Origin of the sequence: Arthrobacter sp. UYEF21 (assembly GCF_040546085.1) — a bacterium.
In the GTDB taxonomy this organism is placed as follows: domain Bacteria; phylum Actinomycetota; class Actinomycetes; order Actinomycetales; family Micrococcaceae; genus Arthrobacter.
In genome coordinates this window covers 180,701-206,575 of sequence record NZ_JBEPNF010000003.1, presented here as the reverse complement: position 1 = coordinate 206,575, position 25,875 = coordinate 180,701, and the positions used below count along the sequence as shown (strand labels likewise).

The following is a 25,875-nucleotide window of genomic DNA, read 5'->3' as shown; positions in this document are numbered from 1 at the left end:
GATCACCACTGCTCGTGCTGCGGGTAAAGCGGGAAATCGGCGGCGAGTTTGTCCACGCGGGACTGCAGTGCCTCGATATCGACGCTGCCGGACGTGCCCTTTACGAGGGCGGTGGCGATGATCTCGGCAACCTCCGTGAACTCGGCGGCGCCGAAGCCGCGGGTGGCCAGGGCGGGCGTGCCGATGCGCAGCCCGGAGGTGACCATCGGCGGGCGGGGGTCGAACGGGACGGCGTTGCGGTTGACCGTGATGCCCACGGAGTGCAGGAGGTCTTCGGCCTGCTGGCCGTCCAGCTGCGAGTTGCGCAGGTCCACCAGGACCAGGTGCACATCGGTGCCGCCGGTGAGGACGGCGACGCCGGCTTCGGCGACGTCGGCCTGGTTCAGGCGGTCGGCGATAATCTTGGCGCCTTCCAGGACGCGCTCCTGGCGCTCCTTGAACTCCTGGGTACCGGCAATCTTGAACGCCACGGCCTTGGCGGCGATGACGTGCATGAGCGGTCCGCCCTGCTGGCCGGGGAACACGTTGGAGTTGATCTTCTTGGCCCACTCCTGCTTGGCCAGGATCACACCGGAGCGGGGGCCAGCGAGGGTCTTGTGCACGGTGGAAGTCACGACGTCGGAGTGCGGCACCGGGCTCGGGTGCAGGCCTGCCGCAACCAGGCCGGCGAAGTGTGCCATGTCAGTCCACAGGAGCGCGCCCACTTCATCGGCGATGGAGCGGAAGGCGGCGAAGTCCAGCTGGCGCGGGTACGCGGACCAGCCGGCGATGATGACCTGGGGCTTCTCGGCGATGGCGTGCTCGCGCAGCTTGTCCATGTCCACGCGGAAGCTGTCCTGCTCCACCTGGTAGGCAGCCACACTGTAGAGCTTGCCGGAGAAGTTGAGCTTCATGCCGTGGGTCAAGTGGCCGCCGTGGGCCAGGGACAGGCCCAGGATCTTGTCGCCCGGGGTGATCATGGCGGATAGTGCGGCGGCGTTCGCCTGCGCACCGGAGTGCGGCTGGACGTTGGCGTACTCGGCGCCGAACAGTGCCTTGACGCGGTCGATGGCGAGCTGCTCCGCGACATCCACGTATTCGCAGCCACCGTAATAGCGGCGGCCCGGGTAGCCTTCGGCGTACTTGTTGGTTAGGACGGAGCCTTGGGCTTCCATAACGGCGCGCGGGGCGAAGTTTTCGGAGGCGATCATTTCCAGAGTGCCGCGCTGGCGGCCAAGTTCCTGGCTGAGGACTGCTGCGATTTCGGGATCAAGCTCGGCCAGCGACTGGTTGCTGACAGCGGCTGTTGTGGTGGCGGTAGTAGTCACGAAAAACTCCTGGCTAGGGATACGGGCAATGCTAAGGTCAGGCTACCGGCTGGCGCGCCCCACTGCCCCTTGATGACAGGGCGTGAAAGTGCGCGGGAATGAGGGCTGTTTCCCGTCAGGGTTGCAGCACTTGTCCGGCAAGACATGACCCTCGGCCCAGGCGTACGATCCGTGGTCTTCGTGATTGCCGCTCCCTGGTGGTTAGCCACCCAACGCCAGTTGCGACTCCCCAAGACTACCAATAACCGCCGTGCCGCGCGGGTAGGCTGGTACGCGTGAGTGATGAGCAGCTGAAGCAAGCGTATGTACTAACACTGTCCTGCCCGGACCGCCCCGGAATCGTCCACGCCGTGGCCGGCGCCCTGTTGGTGGCCGGCTGTAATATTTTGGACTCACAGCAGTACGGCAGCCCTGCTACCGGCAACTTCTTCATGCGCGTGGAAGCCACGACGGCGGCCTCCCGGGCCGAGCTCCAAGCCGCCCTTGAGCCGGTGGCAAAGGCCTTCGGCATGCAGTGGAGCCTGAACGCCGTAGGCCAGAAGGTCCGCACCCTGCTGATGGCCAGCACGTCAGCCCACTGCCTTAACGACATTCTCTTCCAACAGCGTTCCGGCACCCTGCCCATCGAGATTCCCGCCATCGTCTCCAACCACAGGGACCTCGCCGGGCTCGCGGAGTTCTACGGAATCCCGTTCCACCACATCCCTGTCACGCCGGACACCAAGGCCCAGGCCGAGGACAAACTGCGCGCCCTGATAGCCGAGCACGATATTGAACTCACCGTGCTGGCCCGGTACATGCAGATCATTTCCGATGACCTCTGCGCCGAACTCACCGGGAAGGCCATCAACATCCACCACTCGTTCCTGCCGTCCTTCAAAGGCGCCAAGCCGTACCACCAGGCCCACGCCCGCGGCGTGAAGCTGATCGGGGCCACCGCCCACTACGTCACGGGCGCCCTGGATGAGGGCCCCATCATTGAGCAGGAAGTCATCCGGGTGGACCACGCCCGGACCCCGGAACAGTTTGTGCAGATGGGCCGCGACGTCGAGGGCCGAACCTTGGCGCAGGCCGTCCAGTGGCACGCCGAGCACCGTGTCCTGCTGGACGGCAACCGGACCGTGGTCTTCAACTAGCAGCCGCCACCGGACCGGCCTTGGCTTAACGACATGGAGCATCCGGAAGAACCCGGAAGGGCGGCGCAGCGTGAACGGTTCATCAGCCTGCTCAAGGCCGAACACCGCCACTCTGTTCTGGAGGTGGGTGCCGGGCTGGGGCTGGACGGCCTGCAGTTTGTCCGGGCAGGCATCCATTACACGGGTGTGGACCCCTCGGAGGGGCACGTCCACCTGGCGCGGGCGAAGGGCTTGGACGTCTCAGTTGCCAGCGCGGAGCACCTGCCGTTTCCGGACGGCGCGTTCCCCGCTGTGTGGGCCGTGAGTACTCTGCTGTACAGCACTGCCGCCGACATCGACGGCGTCCTGCGCGAACTGGTGCGCGTCACGGCACCCAACGCGCCCATCGCTGTAGGGCTTGTGTCGGATAAGGGCGAGGAGCAGTTCCTGATCCTCCGCGCCCCGCCCTCCCCCAACTAATATGTAGTTGGGCCAGGGAACCGATGTCCTAGGCTAGGGCGTATGGCTCCTCTTCACACTTTTGCCGGCCACGCGCCGGCCGTCCACGACTCCGCCTTCATCGCCCCTACTGCCTCGATCATTGGCAACGCAGCCCTCGCCGAAAACTCGAGCGCCTTCTATGGGGTGTCCGTCCGGGCTGACACCGCGGCCATCATCGTGGGCCCGGGCAGCAACCTCCAGGACAATGTGGTGCTGCACGGGGATCCGGGTTTCCCCTGCACCGTCGGCGCCGGGGTGAGCGTGGGGCACGCGGCCGTCGTCCATGGATGCACAGTGGAGGACGACTGCCTGATCGGCATGGGCGCCACCATCCTGAACGGCGCGGTGATCGGCACCGGCTCGCTTGTGGCGGCCGGCGCCGTAGTTTTGGAGGGCACAGTTGTGCCGCCCCGCTCGCTGGTGGCTGGCGTCCCGGCGAAGGTCCGGCGGAAACTCACTGACGAGGAGTTCGACGGCGTGAAGCAGAATGCCGCACGCTACGTGGAACTGGCCCGTACCCACCGTGAGCTGCCCGGGTAGTTTCAATCCCCGCAGTTTCCTCGAGGCACCCCCGGTGCAGCCATCCAGTTGCGTTAACTTCTTGACTGCAACCATCCACGTAAGGCAATCTTCTTTTCATGTCCGCCACACCGCGCTCGACGAAGAGCAAACCCAAGAATCCGGGATCGCAGTCTGCCCTCAGGCAACTGAACCAGCAGCGGATCATCGAGACGCTCATGAGCGGCCCGTCCACCCAGGCCGAGCTTGCGCGGCAGACCGGGCTGTCAACGGCCACGGTCTCCAATATCGTCAAAATCATGCAGGATGCGGGCCTGGCGTCGACCGAACCCATTACCAGTTCCGGCCGCCGGGCACTCAACGTCCGGCTCAACAGCAACGGTGCGGTGGCCGTCGGAATCGACTTCGGCCGGCGCCATCTCCGCGTGGTCCTGGCATCCCTGAGCTATCACGTGATCGCGGAAGAATCTGTACTCCTGCCTCTCGGCCACCAATCCGAGGAAGGCATCCAGGCCGCGGTACTGCTGCTGGAGAAGCTGCTGCGGGAAAACGGGGTTGACCGCAGCGCCGTAGTAGGTGCCGGCGTCGGAATCCCCGGACCCATCGACCGCCGGACCGGCACCGTTGCACAGGGCGCAATCCTCCCGGAATGGGTGGGCATCAACATCCTCCAGCATATGGAAGACCGCCTGAAAATCCCCGTATTCGTTGACAACGACGCCAACCTCGGCGCCTGGTCCGAGGTCACCTGGGGGCCCCATACCGGCGTCGGCAACCTCATGTTCCTCAAGATCGGATCGGGCATCGGCGCGGGCCTGATTCTTAACGGCGCACCCTACTACGGGGCCGTTGGCATCACTGGCGAAATCGGCCACGCCACCATCCACGAGCATGGCCTGGTGTGCCGGTGCGGGAACCGTGGCTGCCTGGAAACCATCGCCTCCACCACCACCATGATCGAACTGCTCAGCCGCGGGGAGGACCCGCCCCGGTCCCCTGCCGACATCGTACGGAAGGCCCGGGCGCGCGACTCCGCTACGCTGCGGGTGGTGGACGATGCGGGCCAGGCCGTAGGGCGCGCCCTGGGGAATGTGGCCAACCTGATCAACCCCGAGGTGATCGTGGTTGGCGGCCCGCTCGCGGGGCTGGGTGACCTCCTGCTTGATCCCATCAGGCGAGGACTTGTTCGCCATGCCGTGCCAGTTGTCGGGGAGACCACCGCCCTGACGATGTCCTCGCTTGGGGACCGCGCAGAAGCCTTGGGCGCCGCCGCCCTGGTGTTCCAGCACGCAGGCATCCGGCGCATGTAAATCATTTCGTTATCCCGCAATTGCGTTCAAGACTTGACGACAACCGGTGTGATCCAGTTTACTTTTTCATCAGACGACCCTGCGCTTTGCGGGGGCGGACAACGAAGTCATGCATTGGAGGCGTAAGGGCACATGTCGTCCCACACCACGCACACTGACCCCGTCATTCTGGAGATGCGCTCCATTACCAAGGAATTTCCCGGCGTCAAAGCACTGTCCGAAGTAAGCCTCCGGGTCAAGGCAGGCGAGATCCACGCGATCTGCGGCGAAAATGGCGCCGGCAAGTCCACGCTGATGAAAGTGCTCTCGGGTGTCTACCCGTATGGCAGCTATGACGGCGACATTGTGTACCAGAACGAGGTCCAGCAGTTCCGGGACATCCGTGCCAGCGAGCAGGCCGGCATTGTGATCATTCACCAGGAACTGGCACTGGTCCCCGAGCTGTCCATCATGGAGAACATCTTCCTGGGTAACGAACCCACAAAGCGCGGTGTGATCGACTGGGCCGAGGCGCGGCTGCGTTCTTTGGACCTGCTGGCGCGTGTGGGCCTCGGCGATGACCCCGCCACCCCTATCAAGGAAATCGGCGTCGGCAAGCAGCAACTGGTGGAAATCGCCAAGGCCCTGAACAAGTCTGTGAAGATCCTCATTCTGGACGAGCCCACCGCCGCGTTGAACGAATCGGACTCCCAACATCTGCTGGATCTGATGCTGGGCCTGAAGGCGAAGGCCATCACCTCGATCATCATTTCGCACAAGCTGAACGAGATCGAGCAGATCGCGGATTCCATCACCATCATCCGGGATGGCAAGTCGATCGAAACCCTGGACGTCAAGGCCGACGGCGTCGACGAGGACCGCATCATCAAGGGCATGGTGGGCCGCGCGCTGGAATCCCGCTTCCCGGACCACACCCCCAAGATCGGGGAGGTGTTTTTCCAGGTCAAGGACTGGAATGTAGCGCACCCGCAGATCCAGGACCGGATGGTCTGTAAAAACTCGAACTTCTTTGTACGGCGGGGGGAGATTGTGGGCTTCGCCGGGCTGATGGGGGCAGGCCGCACCGAACTGGCCCGCTCCGTCTTCGGCCGGTCTTACGGCCATTTCGTCTCAGGCAACGTCTATGTGGACGGTAAAGAAGTGACCCTCAAGAGCGTTCACCAGGCCATCGACGCTGGACTCGGCTACGTGACGGAGGACCGGAAGTCACTGGGACTGAACCTCCTCGACGACATCAAGACCACCACCGTCTCGGCCAACCTCGAGAAGATCAGCAAACGCAGCGTGGTGGACACCAACAAGGAGTTCGAGGTGGCTGAGCAGTACCGGCAGTCCCTGCGGACGAAGGCGCCGTCGGTGCTGGAGGGGGTAGCCAAGCTCTCCGGCGGGAACCAGCAGAAGGTGGTCCTGGCCAAATGGATGTTCACGGACCCGGAACTGCTGATCCTGGACGAACCCACCCGGGGCATCGACGTCGGAGCCAAGTACGAGATCTACGGCATCATCCAGCAGCTTGCCAACCAGGGTAAGGGCGTCATTGTGATTTCCTCCGAGCTGCCTGAACTGTTGGGTCTCTCGGACCGCATCTACACCATCTTCGAGGGCGCCATCACGGGCGTACTCAACAAGGAGGACGCGAGCCAGGAAAGCCTGATGAAGCTCATGACCTCCGCCCGAAAAGCCGCCTAATCCTCTGGAGCCTTCCAGAACCTTCCAGATACGAGGACCGAAAACAATGAACGCGCTAAAGAAACTCTTCGGTGGCGACACCCGCCAGTTCGGGATGATCTTTGCCCTGGTGGCTCTGATACTCCTCTTCCAGTGGCTCACAGGCGGCATCACCCTCACCCCGGGCAACGTCATCAACCTCTTCAACGGCAACTCCTACATCCTCATCCTCGCCATCGGCATGGTGCTGGTCATCATCGCCGGGCACATCGACCTGTCTGTCGGCTCGGTCGCGGCCTTCGTGGGCATGGTGGTGGCCATCGCCATGCGGGACTGGGACCTCCCGTGGTTCCTGGCAATCCTGCTCGGGCTGGGCCTCGGCGCCCTGATCGGAGCATGGCAGGGCATGTGGACAGCGTACGTGGGAATACCGGCCTTCATCGTGACCCTGGCGGGCATGCTGATCTTCCGCGGTGCGCAGCAGTTCGTTGGCCAGTCCAACTCGATACCAGTCCCGAGGGAATTCCAGTACATCGGTGCCGGCTACCTCCCTGAAATTGGGCCCAACACCGGATTCAACAACCTCACGCTGCTTCTGGGGCTCGCGGGCGTTGCGTTCGTGATCTTCAGCGAAGTCCGACGCCGCCGCACCGCCAAGGCCCTGGGGGCCGAGGTCGCAGAAACCTGGGTGAGCGTACTGAAGCTCGTGCTGATCTGCGGCGCCATCCTCTACGCCACCTACCTGTTCGCCACCGGGCGCCCGGGCACCTCTTTCCCTATTCCAGGCCTCATCCTCGCTGTTCTGGTTCTGATCTACGGCTTCATCTCCTCCAAGACTGTTGTGGGACGCCACATCTACGCAGTGGGCGGCAACCGCCACGCGGCCGAGCTCTCCGGTGTGAAGTCCAAGAAGATCAACTTCCTGGTCATGATGAACATGTCCATCATCGCCGGACTGGCCGGGATGATCTTCGTGGCCCGCTCAACCTCCGCAGGACCGTCGGACGGCACGGGCTGGGAACTGGACGCCATCGCCGCTGTCTTCATCGGTGGTGCGGCTGTGACCGGCGGCGTAGGCACCGTCATCGGATCCATCGTCGGTGGCCTGGTGATGGCCGTCCTCAACAACGGCTTGCAGCTGCTCAGCGTGGGCGCCGACTGGCAGTCCATGATCAAGGGCCTGGTGCTGCTGGTGGCCGTGGCCATCGATGTGTACAACAAATCGCAGGGGCGGGCGTCGATCATCGGACTGATGATGAAGAACTTCAACCGCCCGTCCGGCGGACCCGGCACACCGCTCCAGCCGGATGAGGTCACCTCCACCAGAGAAACCATTTCCAGGGAAGCCTGAGCACTTCAAGCTTCCTGACCCCCTACCCCAAAAGAAAGTGGATAAAGAAATGCGAATGTTTGGAAAAGCAGGAAAGGCAGCAACGGTAGCTGCGATCGCAGCACTGGCGCTGACGGGCTGCGGACGCTCCGAACCCGGCACTTCAGGCGGCTCAAGTGGGGGAACCGGCGGCTTCGCGCAGGACTCCGCCATCGGCGTCGCGCTGCCCAAGAAGACCAGTGAAAACTGGGTCCTGGCGGAGAAGCTGTTCAACGACGGACTCAGCAGCGCCGGTTTCAAGCCGACAGTCCAGTTCGCAAACAACGGTGTGGCAGAACAGCAGAACCAGATCAGCGCCATGATTTCCAAGGGCGCCAAGGTGATCGTTGTGGGCGCCCTTGACGGCTCCCAGCTGGGCACCCAGCTGCAGCAGGCGAAGGATGCCGGCGCCACCATCATCGCCTATGACCGCCTCCTGCTGAACACCGCGAACGTGGACTACTACGTGGCCTACGACAACTTCAAAGTCGGCGAGCTCCAGGGCCAGGCACTGTTGGACGGCATGAAGGCCAAGAAGCCGAACGGTCCGTACAACATTGAACTCCTGGCTGGTTCCCCGGATGATGCCAACGCCAAGGTCTTCTTCGACGGCGCCATGAAGGTCCTCAAGCCCAAGATCGACGACGGCACGCTGAAGGTTCTCTCCGGCCAGACCACGTTCGAGAAAGCTGTCACCCAGGACTGGAAGGCTGAAAACGCTCAGCGGCGCATGGACAACCTGCTGACCGGTTCGTACGGCACCGCGTCGCTGGACGGCGTCCTGTCCCCCAACGACACGCTGGCCCGCGCTGTCATCACGTCCGTCAAGTCCCAAGGCAAGCCGCTTCCCGTCATCACCGGCCAGGACTCCGAAGAAGAATCGGTTAAGTCCATCCTCGCCGGCGAGCAGTACTCCACCATCAACAAGGACACCCGCAAGCTCGTGGAGCACGCGATTGTCATGGTCAAGGACCTCCAGGCAGGCAAGACCCCTGAGATTAATGACGACAAGTCCTACAACAACGGCGTGAAGACAGTGCCCGCCTTCCTCCTGCCGCCGGTCATCGTGACCGCAGCGAACGTGAAGACGGCCTACGTGGATGATCCGGTCCTCGGCCCGATCACCAAGTAACTCGGCACCAAGTAACTCTGCAGCAAGTAACTCTGCACCAAGTAACTCTGCACCAAGTAACTCTGCAGCACCGGGCCCCGGCCCGCCGGCAACGGCGGACCGGGGCCTTCTGCTGTCCCCCGCCCAAACCCTCTCTCAAACCAGGCCGTTGGGGCGAAAGTCCAGGAGCTGAACGCTTCGGTCGAAACCGTCCTGACAGTGAACCCCGCCGGCGGCCAGCGCTTCGAATGCGGCGGCGAGCCGCTGACTGCCGAGCAGGCCGCAACCGCAGCCGCCGTCCCCAACGTCAGCGCCGTCGTCGGGACCAGTTCCCTCCGGCTGCGCCACGACGCCGAAGTGGCGGCGCACGCAGCCGCCCAGGCAGCCGGCACGCAGTTCGGCCCCGGCGGCCAGGGCACTCCCCAAGGCGGCCCCGGCGGTGCATCCGCCGCAAGCCTGACCACCAGCCTCACCTCTGCCCTTGATGCCGGCACGCTGGGTGGCCCGAACCAGACCGCCAACGGCACCACAGGGTCCACCCCGGCGCAGCCCGCCGGCTCGCTCCCATCACCGCCACAGGAACCGGCGGCGAAGTGGACAGTGTACCGGCAAGGCCCAAGCTCTCCCAGTACCGGCGCCGGGACATCGGCTTTGTGTTCCAGCAGTTCAATCTGATCCCGAACCTTTCGGCGGTGGCCAACGTGATGCTACCCATGGAGTTCGCCGGCGTCCGCAAGGCCGAGCGGCTGCAGCGGGCCACCGACCTGCTGGAGCAGGTCCAGCTGGATCGGGAGAAGCAGGTGCAGCGAGTCAACCGGCTATCCGGCGGCGAGCAGCAGCGGGTGGCGATTGCCCGCGCGCTGGCCAACGAACCCAAGCTGATCCTGGCGGACGAGCCCACCGGCAACCTGGACGAGCAGACCGGGGACCACATCATCGAACTGCTCAGCGCGCTCAGCCGTAACCACAACACCACCATCCTCGTGGTCACGCACGACAGGGCGCCGGCCAACAAGACGGACCGCCGTTTTAGACTCCAGCAAGGCAGGCTGACCGAAGAACCGGTCCGGTCCCACGCGGTGGCGTCCGCCTGAGACTCGCAGCAGCGTCCGGGTGCGGCCTTCCCGCCCGGACGCTCTCTCACTTTTTGCAGGTTTACCGGCACGCTCCCGCACCCGGGTGAGAGGATGGGCACCATGAGCGCGCTAATTGCCACTCCGTGGTTGTCCAGCCAGCCCGATCAGGATCCCCGGTCCGCTACCGGGAAACCGTTGCGCTGGGGCGTTATTGCCACCGGCGGGATAGCCCGTTCGGTGTCGCAGGACCTGGCATTGCTTGCCGACGCCGAGCTTCACGCCGTCAGTTCCCGCGGACGGGACACCGCGGAAAGCTTCGCGGTTGCCTACGGTTTCGCACGGGCGTACTGGGACGACGACGCCGGATCCGGCTACGAGCGGTTGCTCGCCGATGACGCGGTGGACGTGGTCTATGTCGCCACGCCGCACGGGCAGCACCACCAGATGGTGCTCGCTGCGCTCAACGCCGGCAAGCACGTCCTGTGCGAAAAGGCGTTCACCATCAATGCCCGCGAGGCCAGCGCGCTGGCAGCAGTCGCCCGGGAACGGAACCTCTTCCTGATGGAGGCAGTCTGGAGCCGATTCCTGCCGGGCATGCAGCGGGCGTTCGAGATTGCAGCCTCCGGCGAGCTCGGTGACCTGCACTGGGTGACCGCTGACCTGGGCTTCCCCGCGCCTTATTCCCCCACGTCCAGGCTCTGGGCGAGGCAGGCCGGCGGGGGCGCTCTTCTGGATATCTCGGTCTACCCGCTGCTGTGGGCTTTGGGGACGCTGGGATTCCCGCAGACGGTCAGTGCTGCTGGCTTCGTCAACGAGGACGGCGTGGATGCCCAGAACGCTTTGACACTGGGCTACAACCATGGTGCCCAAGCCCAGATGACGTCGTCGCTCCTGGCGTTTGGCCCCCGGACCGCCACCGTGGCGGGAAGCCTGGGCTACCTGCAGAGCGTGGGATCAATCAACAATCCGCGGGAGCTGGTAATCCGCGTTGGACTGGACGGGTTCCGCAAGGAGGAGTTCGACGTCGTAGGCATTGGCTACACCTACGAGCTCCGCGAGGTGACACGCTGCATCCAGCAGGGCCTCACCGAAAGCCCGGTGATGCCGTTGGAGGATTCCATCAAAACTATGCGTCTCTTTGACGGGGTCCGCGGGCAGCTGGGGGTCAGCTACCCGAACGATGCCCACTGATGGGCCGGCCCACTAATTAGTAACATTGCTGGCTTTATTTTTCGATTTCCCTAGACGAGCGGCACAGAACGGTCCTAGGCTCTAGACATCGTCGGTCTCAACGGTACGTGCTGGGGGTGGTACGCATGGCAAAGGTTCGTTCGCCATGGCGTCTGCTCCGGCCGCTCCTCCTCGCAGGCGCGGTGACTGCGACTTGGCTGACACTTTCTTCTTCCGCCGCCACGGCCGACTCCTCCACGGACTCCGGTTCCCTGCTTGGCGGGGCCACGTCACCGGTCTCATCGGTTTCAGCTCCGCTGGCTGGGGCGGTCAACCCGCTTCTGGAAGCCAAGATGCCTGCTGTTCCGGCGGCTCCCCCGACGGGGCTCCTGCAGCCCGTGGTGGGCAACGTGGCCAACACAGCTGATCTTCTCGTTGCTTCGGTCCCCGTGGTGAAGAGCGTTGTCCCGGACGGAACGGTCTCCGGGGCGGCTGTTCTCGTCGCCGCCGCAACCGATGGCGCCCTAACGGGTCCGCTGGAAGCAGCAGTTCTTCCGCTCGTCGAAGCAGTCCCCATTCTGGAGCCCGTGGTGCAGCCCGTTGCCGGTCTGGTAACCGGCGCAACCCCGTTGCCGTCGGTACTGCCGGGCATTGTGGACCCATCGGTCGGTCTTCCCGATGTGGTGGCTCCTGAAATGGCAGCGCCAGAGACGTCGTCTGCAGTTCCAGCACCTGGCGTTCCGGACGATTTCGCAACTGTTGGCACGGCGATCGCTGCTTCCGGCCCGCTGGCCCTGGCCGTTACTGGCGCCGGAACACCAAGTGCATTCCTACTTCCGGCCGCTGCTGGCTCGCCCCTGGCTGAAGGCCCGTCGCCAGCGCCGGTGCCCGCGAGTCCCGGCTCGGGCGGCGGCAGCGGCTCGTCAGCGTCCGGTTCCTCGGGCACAGCCGCGTGGCTGAATGGCTTTGATCTCGAGCTGCCACTTTCGGGTACCTGTCTGATCCGCGGCGCATCTGAGCATGCCCCCTCACCGGTGTCATTCGACCCCGGTTCCTCTCCTGACTAGTTGAGCCCCTTCTGCCTTCTTCATGGCAGAAAACGGCCATCGGGTGGCTGAACTGCGCCCACATCAACTTGTCAGGAGACAACCATCATGCATTCCAACCTTCGCAGAGGGCTGTTTGGCACCCTCTTTGCCGGCGGCCTTCTAGCCTTCGGCGCCACCGCAGCCAGCGCTGCGGACACCACCAGCGGAACGGACCTAACGGCCACCGCACTAATCTCAGCGGCAACATCCGCAAACACGACGCCGTTTGGCCTGCTGGGGGACCCGACGCCGTCGAACACTGCGGATGTTGCCGCTGCAGTCGACGTGAACCTGGGCCTCGTCCGCACCAACGGACTCCCCGGCCCCGGCAACGGAACCACCGCCGACGTCGCAGCCCTAGTGGACGTCAACCTCGGCGGAACCACCGGACTCCCCGGCACCGGCACCACCGCCGACGTCGCAGCCCTAGTGGACGTCAACCTCGGCGGAACCACCGGCCGCCTCGGCGGAACTGATGGCGGCCTGGATGCCGGCGTTGATGTTGGTCTGGGCCTGGACATCGACGGCTCCGTGATCATAGGCGGATCCACCGAAAACCCGGGCACCTCTGAGCCCGGCACAACGGACCTCGGAACCACGGACCCGGGAACCACTGACCCGGAAACGGGCACGGCGGGCGGCACCGACACTCCGGGTACCGGCACGGACACGCTCGGCGCCAACGGGTCCGGCACGACTGATATCACCGTTCTTCCTGCAGGCACCACCACAGGCACCTCCACAGGTGCCACCACCGGCGTCGTCACAGCGGCAGGATTAGGGACAGGATTAGGGGCAGGTAGCGCAACAGCCCAGGGCGGTGCTGAAACGCTGGCCAAGACGGGCTTCGAAGCTTCCCTGGTCCCGCTCGCGTTGATCCTCCTGGTTGCCGGCGTGCTGATGTTCAGGCGGCGCCGGACTTCCTAGAGGGCTTTCAGCCGGGGAAATCTGGCACACCCGAACCCGTCGATTCACCAGCCCGTCGTTCGTGTTTCCAGTGGGCGGCCCGAAAGGAGGTGGGCTACCGCAGAGCCTTTTGACCAGCACTCATCCTTGTGACCGAGGGTCCGGCTGGGAAGGTCCGTACGACCTCCCAGCCGGGCCGTCGGTGTGCGCGAAACTAGCCCCGGGAGGGAGTACTGGCCGTTATGATTTAGGGAGAATAGTGCCGCAGCGCACCGGGGGAGGAACTGGTCATGGTGGCGGATACGCCTAGCTCCATCAAGAATGAAGTGGTCGGCGGGCGGTATCGGTTGGGTGAGGTCATTGGCCGGGGTGGCATGTCATCTGTCTACAGCGCCCACGACGAGAATCTGGGCCGCGATGTGGCCCTAAAACTCTTCGCTCCGCAACCCCCGGACGCAGCCGAGCTCAAACGCCAGGAAGCCGAAATCCAGCTCCTGGCCACACTCAACCACCCCAGCCTGGTCACCCTGTTCGACGCCGGCATCGATACCCGTATCCCGGACGAGCCACGGCCATTCCTTACCATGGAACTCGTGGAGGGCCAGGACCTGCGCAGCCGTATCAGGCACAGCCCCGTCCCCTTGGACGAGCTCGCGGTGATCGGCGCGGGCATTGCTGACGCGCTGGCCTACGTGCACGGCTTGGGCATCCTCCACCGCGACATCAAGCCTGGCAATATCCTCCTGGTGCAGATCCGGCCAGGTGAGCCACTGCGGCCCAAGCTGACGGACTTCGGCATCGCCAGGATTGCGGACTCAACGCGGCTGACCGCCACCGGGACCATGGTGGGCACGGCCGCGTATCTCAGCCCCGAGCAGGCCATGGGCTCTCCCCTGTCCCCCGCTTCGGACATCTACTCCTTTGGCCTTGTCCTTCTGGAGTGCATCAAGCAGACCATTGAGTACCCGGGAAACGCCGTTGAATCTGCCGTGGCAAGGCTGCACCGCGCTCCCGAAATTCCGTCCGATATCCCATCGGAATGGGCTGACCTCATCCGCTCCATGACGCTACTTGAGCCGACGGATCGCCCGGCCGCTGCCGACGTGGAAACCGTGCTCCGCCAAGCATTGGTCTCACCGGCGTCCACCCCGGGGGAACTCGAACCGGAAGCTACACGCGTGCTGCCGGCGATGCCGTTCAGGCCGCCGTCCATCCCCATCACCGAAGAATCGGAGCTGCCTGCCGAGGCAAGCCGGGACCAACGGGCTCCGGACGCGCTGCCAGACCGTCCAGCCTCGTTCCTGCAGCGACTCCGCCGCGGCAGACGGCGTTTCTGGCTCGCCACCGTTCTGGCACTGCTGGCAATTGCCGCAGCCGCAACGGCGCTGACCTTCGGCCTGGCAACGCAGCCAAAGCCCGACGTCGTCCCCTACCCCAGCGTTACCGGCGCCCTGGGTGACCATCTCCAAGAACTGCAGAAGAGCGTGAAGCCGTGACTCCCGAACCGAAGGACCGCTGGGGCCGCGGTGCATCTCGTCTCGGGTTCGTGGCGGCGGCAGCTGTCCTGCTCGCAGGCTCCCTGGCCGCGTGCGGTCCCGCGAATTCCGGCCTGCAGCACGACACCGCACAGCAACTCCAGCAGCGGGTTCTCGGCGTCAGTCAGGCCGCTGCGGGAAATGACCCCGCCGGTGCTTTGGCCGTCCTGGACGCGCTCGACGCCGACCTCGCGACAGCAACGGCCGACGGGAAAATTTCCGAGGACCGGCGTCGGACGATCATGACGGCAACTGCGGCCGTCCGTGCAGACCTCACTAAAGCAGTGGCGGCAGCCGTTGCCGCCACCAAGGAAGCCGAGGCCGCCGCCGCGGCACAGCAGCAGGCCGAAGCCGATGCGGCAGCGGCGGCCAATGCCGTTCCCGCACCGGCTGTCCCTGCACAGGGTGGGAAGAACGCTGGCGAAGGAAAAGGCAAGGGTACGAACAAGGACTGACACGCGGATGGGAGCGCCCACCCTGTTCCACGGCGGCGCTCCCCTCTTGTGGGCATCTTCGGGTTGGCTTCGGAAAGCAGCAGCACGACGCGCGGGTCCAGCGATCTCCCTGGCTCTGCTGCCTTGGCATCCCGGCCCGGTGCGGCGTCGGGGGCCGGCTTGGCTGAGCCGGCCACGAGCACCGCATCAAACTCTGTGGAGCGCGCCGTGAGGTATGTGCGCTGGATGGGGACGCCGCCGTCGTCCGCTTCCCCGCGGTATCCGCAAGCAGGGGCAATCACCAACGGAACGACGACCAGTGCATCCAGGGCGGCCCGCGCGGCATGGGCCTGCAGCGTCGAAGGATGCCGGATTCTTGCGCTGCTTGATGGAGGCCACCAGCTCCTCCGGAACGTCCACAAAGGCGCCCACATCTTCGCCGGCAAGGAAGGGGCAGCCGCCGTCCAGGGAATTGGGGTGGTACGGCGCCCCGCCTCCGTGCACTGCCTGCTGGTGCATGCCGAACCTCAGTATCCAACGGCAACGGCCGAATGCTAAGGGTACTTAGTACCATAAGGAGTTCATCCGGATCGCACAACCGCCGGACCATCAGTCAGACGCGTCTAAGGTCTTCCCCGGTTTCGAAAAAGAGGCGGCGCACCGGTTACCCGGAGCGCCGCCTCTACGCCGTCAGGCCTGCTGATTAGTTCAGGGTGGCGATGACCTTGTTCAGGGTGGCGGAAGGACGCATCACAGCCGAAGCCTTGGCCTCGTCCGGACGGTAGTAGCCGCCGATGTCCACCGGTGAGCCCTGGACCGCCGCGAGTTCGCCAACGATGGTCTCCTCGTTGGACGTCAGTTCGCCGGCCACAGCGGAGAACGCTGCAGCGAGCTCAGCGTCCTCGGTCTGCTTGGCCAGCTCCTCGGCCCAGTAGCGGGCCAGGAAGTAGTGGCTGCCGCGGTTGTCCAGCTCGCCTGCACGGCGGCTGGGGGACTTGTTTTCCAGCAGGAAAGTGCCTGTGGCCTTGTCGAGGGTGTCGGCAAGGACCTGGGCACGCGCGTTGTCCGTGGTGGCAGCCAGGTGCTCGAAGCTCACGGCCAGGGCAAGGAACTCACCCAGGCTGTCCCAGCGCAGGTGGTTTTCGTTCAGCAGCTGCTGGACGTGCTTGGGGGCCGATCCACCCGCGCCGGTCTCGAAGAGTCCGCCACCGTTCATCAGCGGAACCACGGAGAGCATCTTGGCGCTGGTGCCCAGTTCCAGGATGGGGAAGAGGTCCGTGAGATAGTCGCGGAGCACGTTGCCGGAGACGGAAATGGTGTCCTCGCCCTTGCGGATGCGCTCCAGGGTGAAGGCTGTTGCCTTCTCCGGGGACATGATCTGGATGTCCAGACCCTCGGAGTCGTGGTCCTTGAGGTATTCGTTGACTTTGGCGATGAGGTTGGCATCGTGGGCGCGGGTCTCATCCAGCCAGAAAACGGCGGGCGTCTTGGACGCACGGGCACGGGTAACGGCAAGCTTGACCCAGTCGCGGATGGGGGCGTCCTTGGTCTGGCAGGCACGCCAGATGTCACCGGCGGCAACTTCGTGTTCAACCAGCACCTTGCCGGAACCGTCCACGATCTGCACCGTTCCGGCTTCCTGGATCTCGAACGTCTTATCGTGGCTGCCGTATTCCTCAGCGGCCTGGGCCATGAGGCCCACGTTCGGAACTGTGCCCATGGTGGTGGGATCAAAGGCGCCGTTGGCCCGGCAGTCGTCCAGAACAACCTGGTAGATGCCGGCGTAGGAGCTGTCCGGGAGAACGGCCAGGGTGTCGGCCTCCTTGCCGCCCGGGCCCCACATGTGCCCGGAGGAACGGATCATCGCCGGCATGGAGGCGTCCACGATGATGTCGGACGGCACGTTGAGGCTGGTGATGCCCTTGTCCGAGTCCACCATGGCCAGTGCGGGGCCGTCTTCCAGGCCCTTCTGGATGAGCGCCTTGACGCCCTCACGGACGTCCTCCGGCAGATCCTCGAGGCCGTTCAGGATGGCGGCCAGGCCGTTGTTGGGGCTCAGTCCGGCGGCGGCAAGCTGCTTGCCGTAGGTCTCGAAGAGTTCGGAGAAGTAGGCCTTCACCACGTGGCCGAAGATGATGGGGTCAGAGACCTTCATCATGGTGGCCTTCAGGTGCGCGGAGAACAGCACGCCCTCTTCCCTGGCACGGACAACCTGGGCTGCCAGGAACTCGTCCAGCGCGGCGGCGCGCATCACGGTGCCGTCGATGACTTCACCGGCGAGAACCGGGAAGGCCTTCTTCAGGACCTTCACCGAGCCGTCTTCGCGGACCAACTGGATGGCGATGGTGCCGTCGGCCTCGATGACCACGGACTTTTCGTTCGAACGGAAGTCGTCAGCGCCCATGGTGGCAACGTTGGTTTTGGAATCCGCGGACCAGGCACCCATCGAGTGCGGGTTCTGGCGGGCGTAGTTCTTGACGGACAGCGGCGCGCGGCGGTCCGAGTTTCCTTCGCGCAGGACAGGGTTCACGGCGGAGCCCTTGATCTTGTCGTAGCGCGAGCGGACAGCCGTCTCCTCATCGGAGGACGGGTTGTCCGGGTAATCGGGCAGGTTGTAGCCCTGGCTCTGAAGCTCGGCGATGGCGGCCTTCAGCTGCGGGATGGATGCACTAATGTTCGGCAGCTTGATGATGTTGGCTTCCGGCGCCTTTGCCAGTTCACCCAGTTCAGCAAGGGCGTCGACGATCTGCTGCTCCGGGGTGAGGTAGTCACCGAACACGGAGATGATGCGGCCTGCGAGCGAAATGTCACGGGTCTCCACCTCCACACCTGCGGTCGAAGCAAAGGCTTCGATGATCGGCAAGAACGAATAAGTAGCCAGCATCGGCGCTTCGTCGGTGTGGGTATAGATAATCTTGGACATGCGCGGGCGTCTCCCTGTAGGTCGGCTGATTTTGGAAATTAGGTCTATTTCACCACGCCTAACTTACCCGAGTACTCGGGTTTGAGCCTTACCCGGGGAGGGCCGCACGCCCCGTATTACCGCCAGTTTGGGGGCACAGGGCGACGCACGACGGCGGCACGCACCGCAGTGCGGACGGTCGCCGTCGTGGATTCCAACCGGCAGCAGCCGGTGCAGATGGTGCGTCAGTCAGCGCCGTTTGTGGGGAATATCACTTGGCCAGAGCTGCACGTATTTGGGGTCCTGGCGGCGCAGTTCTTCGGTGGCGGTGAACGTGTGGACTGGGTCAACGTCGCGAAGCTGGAGGGCCGCGGTGAAGGCCTCCAGATCGGGGACTGCGACCTCCGCTCCCCCGTCGGCGGCGAAATGCCGGCCGTTGGTGGCGGATTTTTTGGCGGACTTCCAGAAAGCAATCACGATGGGCCCCAACTTCGTTCGTAGTCCGGAGCCCAGATCGGACGTGCCATTGATACGAGAAAACTACCCTTTGACCTCGACTTTTACCAGAGTGACTCGCGTATGCAGCGGAAATACTATTTACAAAAATGAGGTGCATCGATAGGTTCTATTGGTTACCCGGCGGACCTCTGGTGCCTCCGTTCAACCCGTTCAGACAGGACAATCATGACTCGTACCAGGTCCCTGGCCGCCAGCCTCCTCAGCTTCTCGGCTGCAGCCATGTTGGTGCTGTTTGGCGCCAGCACCGCAAATGCCGCGCCGGCGGCGTCGGACGAAACATCAACGCCTTCCGTGGCCAGCGCCAAGGTGGACAGCGCAGGTGCAGCCGAATTCTGGACCGCAGACCGCATGCGGGCCGCGATTCCCGGTGATGTCCTGGCCGGAAAGGCCCCCGGGCGGAGCGCCTCCTTCACCTCCTCCGACAATGTCGGAGTGGAGACCCGTAAGAACACCAAGGTCAAGGGCACCAAGGCCGACAACGGCAATGCCAAGCTCGCCAGCAAGGCGGCCGCGGTGTCCCATATCGGCAAAGTGTTCTTTACTATGGGCGCGGCCAACTATGTATGTTCGGGCAATGCCGTTACCTCACAGAACGAAAGCACGGTGGCCACGGCCGGCCACTGCGTCAGCGAAGGTGCGGGCGCGTTCGCTACCAACTTCACCTTTGTTCCCGCGTATGACAATGGCGCGGCACCCTACGGTAAGTGGACTGCCAACGACCTGTACACCACGCCCCAGTGGAAAGAGAAGGGCGACATCGCCTTTGACACCGGGTTTGCAGTGATGGACCCCCTTAATGGGCTGAACCTCACCGACGTCGTGGGGAGCTCCGAGGTGGCATTCAACGCCCACCGCGGCCTGCAGTACACCTCCTACGGCTACCCTGCCGCCAAACCCTTCAACGGCGAACAGCTTTGGAGCTGCGCAGGCACAGCCACCCCTGACACCACTCACCCGGAATTCGGCACCCAAGGTATCCCGTGCACCATGACCGGCGGCTCCTCCGGTGGCCCGTGGCTTCTCAACAACGGCGCGCAGAACTCCATCAACAGCTACGGCTACAACAACTCCGGCGTGATGTACGGCCCTTACTGGGGTGCCGAAATCCAGAGCGTCTACAACCTTGCCCAAGCAGCCTAGGAAGTCCTCCGAGGTGGAGTCCCCGCCTGGCCGGGAGCCGGGCAAGGACTCCGTCAGCCACCACGTCTCGGACCAGACGCACGAGGAGATCCTCGCGTACTGGACGCCGGAGCGGATGGCGGAAGCCAAGCCCCGGGAGCTCCGGCTCCCGCGTCCGCCCGCCACGCAGGAGGACGCGGACCCGGCACCCGATCCGTCCTAAAACACTGTTAACGCCCGACGGCGCCTCTCCCCTCAGCGGGGACAGGCGCCGTCGGGCGTTTCAGCCCTTTAGTGGAAGAAGTGGCGCGCACCCGTGAAGTACATGGTGATGCCGGCAGCGTTGGCCGCGGCGATGACTTCCTCGTCCCGGACGGAGCCGCCGGGCTGGACGACGGCGCGAACGCCGGCGTCGATCAGGATCTGCAGGCCGTCAGCGAACGGGAAGAACGCGTCGGACGCAGCCACGGCGCCGCGGGCGCGCTGGGGTGCACCTGCGGAATCAGCGTTGGAAGCTCCCCCGGGGGCATCGCCCCCACTAGCACTCCCGGAGTCCACCGTGACGCCCAGCGTGTTGGCCCGCTCTACGGCGAGGCGGCAGGAGTCCAGGCGGTTGACCTGGCCCATGCCGATGCCCACGGCAGCACCATCGGCGGCCAGCAGTATCGCGTTGGACTTGGCCGCGCGGCAGGCGGTCCAGGCGAATGCAAGATCCGCGAGGGTTGAGGCGTCCGCGGCTTCGCCGGCCGCGAGGGTCCAGTTGGCCGGGTTGTCGCCGTCGGCATCCACCTTGTCGGACATTTGCACCAGCACGCCACCGGAGACCTGGCGGATTTCGGACGGGTACCGGCCGTAGCCTTCGGGCAGGGCCAGCAGACGGATGTTCTTCTTCTTGGACAGGATTTCCACGGCTTCGGGTTCGAAGGACGGGGCGATGACCACCTCGGTGAAGATGCCCGCCACCGTGCGCGCCATGCCGGCGGTCACGGTGCTGTTGGCGGCGATGACGCCGCCAAATGCGGAAACGGGATCGCACGCGTGGGCCTTGGCATGGGCGTCGGCGATCGGGTCCTCGGCGTCGGCGGCACCCACGGCCACACCACAGGGGTTGGCGTGCTTGATGATGGCGACGGCGGGCTCGCTGAAGTCGAACGCGGCACGGAGGGCGGCGTCGGCGTCCACGAAATTGTTGTAGCTCATGGCCTTGCCATGGATCTGCTCAGCTTGGGCGATGCCGGCCGGAGCCGCCTTGTCCACGTAGAGTGCTGCCTGCTGGTGCGGGTTTTCGCCGTAGCGGAGCACCTCGGAACGTTCCAGCGAAAGGCCGGCATAGGCGGGCCAATCGATGATGCCGTCGCCGTCCTCATCGAGGAACTGGCTGGCCGTCCAGCTAGCCACTGCGGTGTCGTACGACGCCGTGTGAGCGAACGCTTTCGCTGCCAGGCGGCGTCGTGTCTTCAAATCGAAGCCGCCCTCGGCAGCCGCGGTGACCACCTCGCCGTAGAAGGTGGGGTCAACCACAATGGCGACGGCGGCGTGGTTCTTCGCTGCCGAGCGCACCATGGCGGGACCGCCGATGTCGATCTGCTCGACGACGTCGTCCTGCGCGGCACCGGACTTCACGGTCTCCACGAACGGGTATAGGTTCACCACCACGAGGTCGAACGTCTCGATCTCCATGCCGGCGAGGGTTTCCATGTGCGCGGGGACGCGGCGGTCTGCCAGGATGCCGCCGTGAACGCGGGGGTGCAGCGTCTTGACGCGGCCGTCCAGCATCTCCGGGGAGCCGGTAACTTCCTCAACTTCCTGGACCGGGATACCAGCCGCGGCGATCTTCTTGGCGGTGGAGCCGGTGGAGACGATCCTCACACCGGCTGCGTGCAGGCCCCTGGCGAGCTCCTCCAGACCGGTCTTGTCGTAAACCGAGATCAGGGCCCGGCGAATGGGAACACGGTCGATGGATACGCGGTCAGGCTGCGTGAAGCTCACTAAAAGTCTCCGTCTTATATCGCGGGCCAGTGCCGCGGGTGGTGGGGATAGGGCCAGTTTATCGCGTTGGGCCCCACCTGCGTTGCGGGGCCAGGTCTGCGGACCCCATCGCAGCGACGTAGAGCGGGCCGCCCGCAACTTTGCATGGCTCTAAGATTTAGGCAGGAGGCTGCGATGAATATTTACACCACTGTGCCCAGCGGCGAACAAGTGGTCCAGGAACTGCCCTGGCGATGGAAGGTCCAGGGGCGGATCTTTGTGATTGGCGGCCTCGGCTTTATGTTCGACGCCTGGGATGTCACGCTGAACGGCATCCTCATCCCACTGCTCTCCACGCACTGGGCTCTGGCTCCTGGCGAAGTCGCCTGGGTGGGGACGGCCAACCTGATCGGCATGGCCTTGGGCGCGTTTGTGTGGGGCACCGTTGCGGACACCATCGGGCGCAAGAAGGCATTCACGGCCACCTTGCTGATCTTCTCGCTGTTCACTGTGTTCGGCGCGTTCTCCCCCGACTTCGTCTGGTTCTGCGTGTTCCGCTTTATGGCTGGCTTCGGTTTGGGCGGCTGCATCCCGGTGGACTACGCCCTGGTGGGTGAGTTCACGCCCCGCAATCAGCGCGGAAAGGTACTGACCGCGATGGACGGCTGGTGGCCGGTGGGCGCTGCCCTGGCCGGCTTTGTGTCCGCTGCTCTGGTGGGCACTTTCGGCGACTGGCGGCTGACCATGCTGGTGATGGTGCTGCCGGCGCTTCTGGTGTTCTGGATCCGGCGCAGCGTGCCGGAGTCCCCGCTGTTCCTGATCCGCAAGGGCCGCCGGGAGGAAGCCGCCAAGGTCATTGACGATCTCGCGGCAGCCACCGGCGCCGAACCCCGCGCGTACAGCCTGCCCGATGCGCGGGACGTTCCGCGGCTGTCCGCCGGCAGCGCGTGGCATCAGCTCCGGCTGGTGTGGCAGTTCAACTGGAAGATCACGGCGACGGTTTGGGCCCTGTTCTTCAGCATCCTTATGGTCTACTACCTGTCCCTGACGTGGATGCCGCGGATCCTGATCGGTGCCGGTTTCGCCGAGTACAAGGCCTTTGTAACCACCGCGTCCATGGCGGCGGTGGGGCTGCTCGGCGTGATCGTGGCCGCGCTGTTGGTGGAGCGGGTGGGCCGTAAGTGGATCCTGGCCATCACCGGGCCGCTGTCCGCGCTGGCCCTGGTGATCGTGGCGTTTGTGGTGGATATCCCCACGGCAGCGGTGTTCTGGCTGCTGGTGTTCGGCTTTGTGGTGCAGGTGGCCATTCCCGTGCTCTACACCTACGTCTCGGAGCTGTATCCCACGGAGCTGCGTGGCACGGGCTTCGGCTGGGCCTCAACGTTTTCCCGCTTGGGAGCAGGCTTCGGACCGCTCATTTTCGCCAACTACTTCTGGCCGGAGTTCGGCCTGGCCACGTCCTTCGCCCTGGCCGGCGGGCTGGTGCTGGTGGCGGTCCTGTGGATGGCGTTCTTCTCCCCCGAAACCAGGCTGCGCCGCCTCGAGTAGGCACCCGCCCCAGCCCCTCCCCCACCCAACTGACTCGCACTTAACGTCGTGACAACGCGTTTTCACGACGTTAAGTGCGACCTACTTTGGCGTCCAGCCAGTGGCCACCAGGGCGGACCGGACCTTTGCGACGGCAGCGTGGCCGCCACCGCCCGTGTGCCGCTTTGAGATCCTCACAAGCAGCCAGCCAGCACGAGCGAAGTCCTCCTCGCGGGCTATATCCCGGACAATCTGCGCGGCATCGGAATGCACTTCACCTTCGTACTCCACGGCCACCTTGTGTTCGGGGTAGGCAAGGTCGGGTTGGCGCACGACGCCGGCACCCAGTTGAGTGCGCAAGTTCAGTTCCGGCTCAGGCAGCCCCTCCCGCTCAAGAACGAGCCGCAGCCTCGTTTCCGGAGCCGAATCCGATCCGACTCTGGCCTGCTCCAACGCCACGCGTGCCTTTCTAATCCCAGGTGTCCCCTTGTGCCGGTCAAGCATCTCCTCAAGGTCCGCCCGGGAGGCAAAGGCCTCGGATCTCGCCTCGAACTCGGGCCGGGGCATGCGCAGCAAGTAGTCGGCTGCAACCGTGAGCTCGTCGACGGACATTTTCCGTGCGCAATCGAGCCATGTCCGGGCCCTCGTCGTAATGAGGATCCCTTGATGGCTCGTAATTTCATCAACGAAGAACTGGCCCACGTGTCCGGTCACGCCGCGCCGGCGCGCAATTGCCATTGTGTCGGGCCGTGAGATGTGGATGGTGGGCAAGTCGGCGTCAGGATGGAAACCGGGGAACTCCCACAAGACGAACGCCGTCACATGAGATGCGGCGGAAAAGGGCGTAACCAGTGTGTAAGGCCGGATGTCGGCGCAACGATTCACGGTCTGCCCGGTCATTGGAACACGCAACCCGCGGGATGGGATGAGAAACCCCCGGTACCGCAGACGCCCGACCGTAACACCGGCGTCGGCCGCTTCCTTGACTGTGAACGGCATAAGGCTGAGCCCGGCGGGCAACGGCGGAGGCATTCGCATGCTCTATGGTTGCAAAATCCGCACGCTGGCACCGAGGTTATCCACAGGAGCGCGAACACCGGGCCATGTGACTCGCAGTTAAAGTCGTGAAACCCGGGTTTCACGACGTTAACTGCGAGCTAGTTGGGGGAGGGTTGGGCGGCGGCGAGGGCTGCGAGGGTCTGGACCAGGAGCCGGCGTTCCACGATCTTGATTCGCTCGTGCAGGCTTTCCTCGCTGTCCCCCGGCTCAACGGCGACGGCTTCCTGGGCGATGATGGGACCCGTGTCCACGCCGACGTCGGCCCAGTGCACCGTGCAGCCGGTGACCTTCACGCCGTAGGCCATCGCATCGCGGACGCCGTGGGCGCCTGGGAATGCGGGCAGCAGGGCGGGGTGAGTGTTGAGGTACTTGCCCTTGAACGCCGCAATGAAGCCGGCACTCACAATGCGCATGAAGCCGGAGGAGACCACCACGTCCGGGGCGTAGGAAGCCACTTTCGCGGTCAGCGCGGCGTCCCATTCGTCGCGCGTGGGGAACGAGTTGAAGTTCACCACGAACGTCTCCAGCCCGGCTTCGGCGGAACGCTCGACGCCGTAGGTTCCCTCGCGGTCGGCACCCACCGCGGCGATTTCCACGCCCAGCTCCCCTGATTTCGCGGCGTCGATGACTGCCTGGAGGTTGGAGCCGGTACCGGAAACGAGGACTACGATGCGCATGGGTCTAGCTTATGGGCACGCTCGCGTAGGCTGGAATCCATGAACCCCACCCCGGAACCAGCTGGCCAGCAGCGGACCAAACCGCAGCTCAGCGAGGCGGCCAAGACCTCGCTCAACAAGACCCGCAACCTGTTCCGGATCTTCATCCTCACCGTGCTGGGCGCCTTTTTCGTCTACCAGTTGGACGTCAGCTATCTCTGGCTCACCGGCATCCTGACCGCCGCGAGCTTTGCGCTGGGGATCCTCCTGCTGGTCCGGTCGGCCAAGCTCAAGGAGTCCAGGCTGGTCCTGTTCGGCACCATCTCGGGCCTGGTGCTTTCGCTGATCATGCTGCTGATCATCCTGGCGTCGGCACTGTTTTTTGACCAGGTGCAGGAGTTTCAGGCGTGCCAGCGGCAGGCACTGACGGATCATGCGCTATCCAGTTGCCGCGCCCAGCTGGAGCGTTCGTTGCCCGGAATGCCGAAGGCAGTCGCCCCGTAACGCGCAGGCAGTCCGCTACCGGTACCAGCCCACCGAGCGGTCATAACTGCACTCCAGCGCTCCAGTGCCGGGTTCCACGCCGCCGCCAGCTGGGAAGTAGATGGCCCCGAAATCGGCCCCCTCGGCCTCGATCCGTCCTTGCGCCCAGATCTGGGCCTGCTCAAGATCCTTTTCCGGGATGGATTCCCGGGTGGTGTGGTCCGCGCTGAGGTGGATGTCCAACTGGTACTCCCCCGGCCGGGACGTTCCGGCGTGACGGTCGGGGTCATGCTCATCGCGCCTGCTGATCAGAACCTGCGCGGAGGCATGAAGTATTGACGGCTTGCTGGCGGGAACGCCTTGTTGTTGCTGCTTGATCCGCAAACCCGACACGACGCTCTCGACAGTGTCCTCATCGGTGACCACGTAGGCTGATTCACTGACGTCAGAGTCCGAACCCCCGACGCTAACTAAGTGCTGGCCGAACTGCTCGGAGCTGGATTGGTTGGCGTTCATGCACCCTCCCTGAGGGT

The 25,875-nt window shown here is 64.5% G+C and carries 23 protein-coding genes, 3 pseudogenes and 1 riboswitch; of the genes and pseudogenes, 18 read left to right on the top strand and 8 right to left on the bottom strand.

Annotated elements, in window-relative coordinates:
* Positions 1-2: 2 nt before the first annotated feature.
* Positions 3-1,307, bottom strand: coding sequence for a serine hydroxymethyltransferase (gene glyA, locus ABIB27_RS05725; protein WP_354215076.1), 1,305 nt, complete (start codon positions 1,305-1,307; stop codon positions 3-5).
* A gap of 147 nt (positions 1,308-1,454) precedes the next feature.
* Positions 1,455-1,540, bottom strand: a riboswitch (ZMP/ZTP riboswitch).
* A 42-nt stretch (positions 1,541-1,582) separates the two neighbouring features.
* Here glyA and purU point away from each other — a divergent pair.
* The 14 genes and pseudogenes from purU (at position 1,583) to ABIB27_RS05655 (ending at position 15,130) form a co-directional block, all read left to right on the top strand.
* Positions 1,583-2,443 (top strand): formyltetrahydrofolate deformylase, encoded by an 861-nt coding sequence (gene purU, locus ABIB27_RS05720; protein ID WP_354215075.1) that lies wholly within the window; start codon positions 1,583-1,585, stop codon positions 2,441-2,443.
* A gap of 33 nt (positions 2,444-2,476) precedes the next feature.
* Positions 2,477-2,902, top strand: coding sequence for a class I SAM-dependent methyltransferase (locus ABIB27_RS05715; RefSeq protein WP_354215074.1), 426 nt, complete (start codon positions 2,477-2,479; stop codon positions 2,900-2,902).
* Between the two features lie 42 nt (positions 2,903-2,944).
* Entirely contained in the window at positions 2,945-3,463 is a 519-nt protein-coding gene (locus tag ABIB27_RS05710) for a gamma carbonic anhydrase family protein (protein ID WP_354215073.1), read from the top strand.
* A 98-nt stretch (positions 3,464-3,561) separates the two neighbouring features.
* Positions 3,562-4,752, top strand: coding sequence for an ROK family transcriptional regulator (locus tag ABIB27_RS05705; protein ID WP_354215072.1), 1,191 nt, complete (start codon positions 3,562-3,564; stop codon positions 4,750-4,752).
* A 132-nt stretch (positions 4,753-4,884) separates the two neighbouring features.
* Positions 4,885-6,441, top strand: coding sequence for a multiple monosaccharide ABC transporter ATP-binding protein (gene mmsA / locus ABIB27_RS05700; RefSeq protein ID WP_354215071.1), 1,557 nt, complete (start codon positions 4,885-4,887; stop codon positions 6,439-6,441).
* A 46-nt stretch (positions 6,442-6,487) separates the two neighbouring features.
* Positions 6,488-7,771 carry a multiple monosaccharide ABC transporter permease gene (mmsB, locus tag ABIB27_RS05695; protein WP_354215070.1) on the top strand — a complete coding sequence of 428 codons (1,284 nt, stop codon included), beginning with the start codon at positions 6,488-6,490 and terminating at the stop codon, positions 7,769-7,771.
* A gap of 49 nt (positions 7,772-7,820) precedes the next feature.
* Positions 7,821-8,921, top strand: coding sequence for a substrate-binding domain-containing protein (locus ABIB27_RS05690; RefSeq protein WP_354215069.1), 1,101 nt, complete (start codon positions 7,821-7,823; stop codon positions 8,919-8,921).
* Between the two features lie 132 nt (positions 8,922-9,053).
* Positions 9,054-9,502, top strand: a pseudogene (locus tag ABIB27_RS05685) (ABC transporter permease); the annotation flags it as partial.
* A gap of 15 nt (positions 9,503-9,517) precedes the next feature.
* Positions 9,518-9,994 (top strand): annotated as a pseudogene (locus ABIB27_RS05680) (ABC transporter ATP-binding protein); the annotation flags it as partial.
* Positions 9,995-10,096: 102 nt separating this feature from the next.
* Complete coding sequence (locus tag ABIB27_RS05675) at positions 10,097-11,167, top strand: Gfo/Idh/MocA family protein (RefSeq protein WP_354215068.1); 1,071 nt, start codon at positions 10,097-10,099, stop codon at positions 11,165-11,167.
* 125 nt (positions 11,168-11,292) lie between these two features.
* Complete coding sequence (locus ABIB27_RS05670) at positions 11,293-12,213, top strand: hypothetical protein (protein WP_354215067.1); 921 nt, start codon at positions 11,293-11,295, stop codon at positions 12,211-12,213.
* 87 nt (positions 12,214-12,300) lie between these two features.
* Positions 12,301-13,161, top strand: coding sequence for a hypothetical protein (locus tag ABIB27_RS05665; protein ID WP_354253662.1), 861 nt, complete (start codon positions 12,301-12,303; stop codon positions 13,159-13,161).
* A gap of 269 nt (positions 13,162-13,430) precedes the next feature.
* Entirely contained in the window at positions 13,431-14,636 is a 1,206-nt protein-coding gene (locus ABIB27_RS05660) for a serine/threonine-protein kinase (RefSeq protein ID WP_354215065.1), read from the top strand.
* Complete coding sequence (locus ABIB27_RS05655) at positions 14,633-15,130, top strand: hypothetical protein (RefSeq protein WP_354215064.1); 498 nt, start codon at positions 14,633-14,635, stop codon at positions 15,128-15,130. The genes ABIB27_RS05660 and ABIB27_RS05655 overlap by 4 nt, the downstream gene beginning before the upstream one ends.
* A 65-nt stretch (positions 15,131-15,195) precedes the next feature.
* Here ABIB27_RS05655 and ABIB27_RS05650 read toward each other — a convergent pair.
* The 3 genes and pseudogenes from ABIB27_RS05650 to ABIB27_RS05640 form a co-directional block, all read right to left on the bottom strand.
* A pseudogene (locus tag ABIB27_RS05650) lies at positions 15,196-15,643 on the bottom strand (catalase HPII); the annotation flags it as partial.
* A gap of 169 nt (positions 15,644-15,812) precedes the next feature.
* On the bottom strand, positions 15,813-18,032 hold the full coding sequence (locus ABIB27_RS05645) for an NADP-dependent isocitrate dehydrogenase (protein ID WP_354215063.1): 2,220 nt from the start codon (positions 18,030-18,032) through the stop codon (positions 15,813-15,815).
* 228 nt (positions 18,033-18,260) lie between these two features.
* A complete protein-coding gene (locus tag ABIB27_RS05640; protein WP_354215062.1) occupies positions 18,261-18,488 on the bottom strand; it encodes a hypothetical protein in 228 nt (75 codons plus the stop codon).
* 207 nt (positions 18,489-18,695) lie between these two features.
* Here ABIB27_RS05640 and ABIB27_RS05635 point away from each other — a divergent pair, with 207 nt between their 5' ends.
* Both ABIB27_RS05635 and ABIB27_RS05630 read left to right on the top strand, forming a co-directional pair.
* Positions 18,696-19,670, top strand: coding sequence for a trypsin-like serine peptidase (locus tag ABIB27_RS05635; RefSeq protein WP_354215061.1), 975 nt, complete (start codon positions 18,696-18,698; stop codon positions 19,668-19,670).
* Between the two features lie 13 nt (positions 19,671-19,683).
* The gene (locus ABIB27_RS05630) at positions 19,684-19,872 is read left to right on the top strand and encodes a hypothetical protein (protein ID WP_354215060.1); all 189 of its coding nucleotides are present in this window, start codon (positions 19,684-19,686) and stop codon (positions 19,870-19,872) included.
* 68 nt (positions 19,873-19,940) lie between these two features.
* Here the strand turns inward: ABIB27_RS05630 and purH are convergent, their stop codons facing one another.
* A complete protein-coding gene (purH, locus tag ABIB27_RS05625; RefSeq protein WP_354215059.1) occupies positions 19,941-21,638 on the bottom strand; it encodes a bifunctional phosphoribosylaminoimidazolecarboxamide formyltransferase/IMP cyclohydrolase in 1,698 nt (565 codons plus the stop codon).
* A gap of 174 nt (positions 21,639-21,812) precedes the next feature.
* Between purH and ABIB27_RS05620 the strand changes: the two genes are divergently transcribed.
* The gene (locus ABIB27_RS05620) at positions 21,813-23,165 is read left to right on the top strand and encodes an MFS transporter (protein WP_354215058.1); all 1,353 of its coding nucleotides are present in this window, start codon (positions 21,813-21,815) and stop codon (positions 23,163-23,165) included.
* Positions 23,166-23,246: 81 nt separating this feature from the next.
* Here the strand turns inward: ABIB27_RS05620 and ABIB27_RS05615 are convergent, their stop codons facing one another.
* Together ABIB27_RS05615 and purN are read right to left on the bottom strand one after the other, a co-directional pair.
* The gene (locus ABIB27_RS05615) at positions 23,247-23,882 is read right to left on the bottom strand and encodes a putative endonuclease domain-containing protein (protein ID WP_354215057.1); all 636 of its coding nucleotides are present in this window, start codon (positions 23,880-23,882) and stop codon (positions 23,247-23,249) included.
* 419 nt (positions 23,883-24,301) lie between these two features.
* The gene (gene purN / locus ABIB27_RS05610; protein ID WP_354215056.1) at positions 24,302-24,880 is read right to left on the bottom strand and encodes a phosphoribosylglycinamide formyltransferase; all 579 of its coding nucleotides are present in this window, start codon (positions 24,878-24,880) and stop codon (positions 24,302-24,304) included.
* Positions 24,881-24,919: 39 nt separating this feature from the next.
* Here purN and ABIB27_RS05605 point away from each other — a divergent pair, with 39 nt between their 5' ends.
* Positions 24,920-25,363, top strand: coding sequence for a hypothetical protein (locus ABIB27_RS05605; protein WP_354253661.1), 444 nt, complete (start codon positions 24,920-24,922; stop codon positions 25,361-25,363).
* Between the two features lie 15 nt (positions 25,364-25,378).
* Here ABIB27_RS05605 and ABIB27_RS05600 read toward each other — a convergent pair whose 3' ends face one another.
* A complete protein-coding gene (locus ABIB27_RS05600; RefSeq protein WP_354215054.1) occupies positions 25,379-25,858 on the bottom strand; it encodes a hypothetical protein in 480 nt (159 codons plus the stop codon).
* Positions 25,859-25,875: the final 17 nt, after the last annotated feature.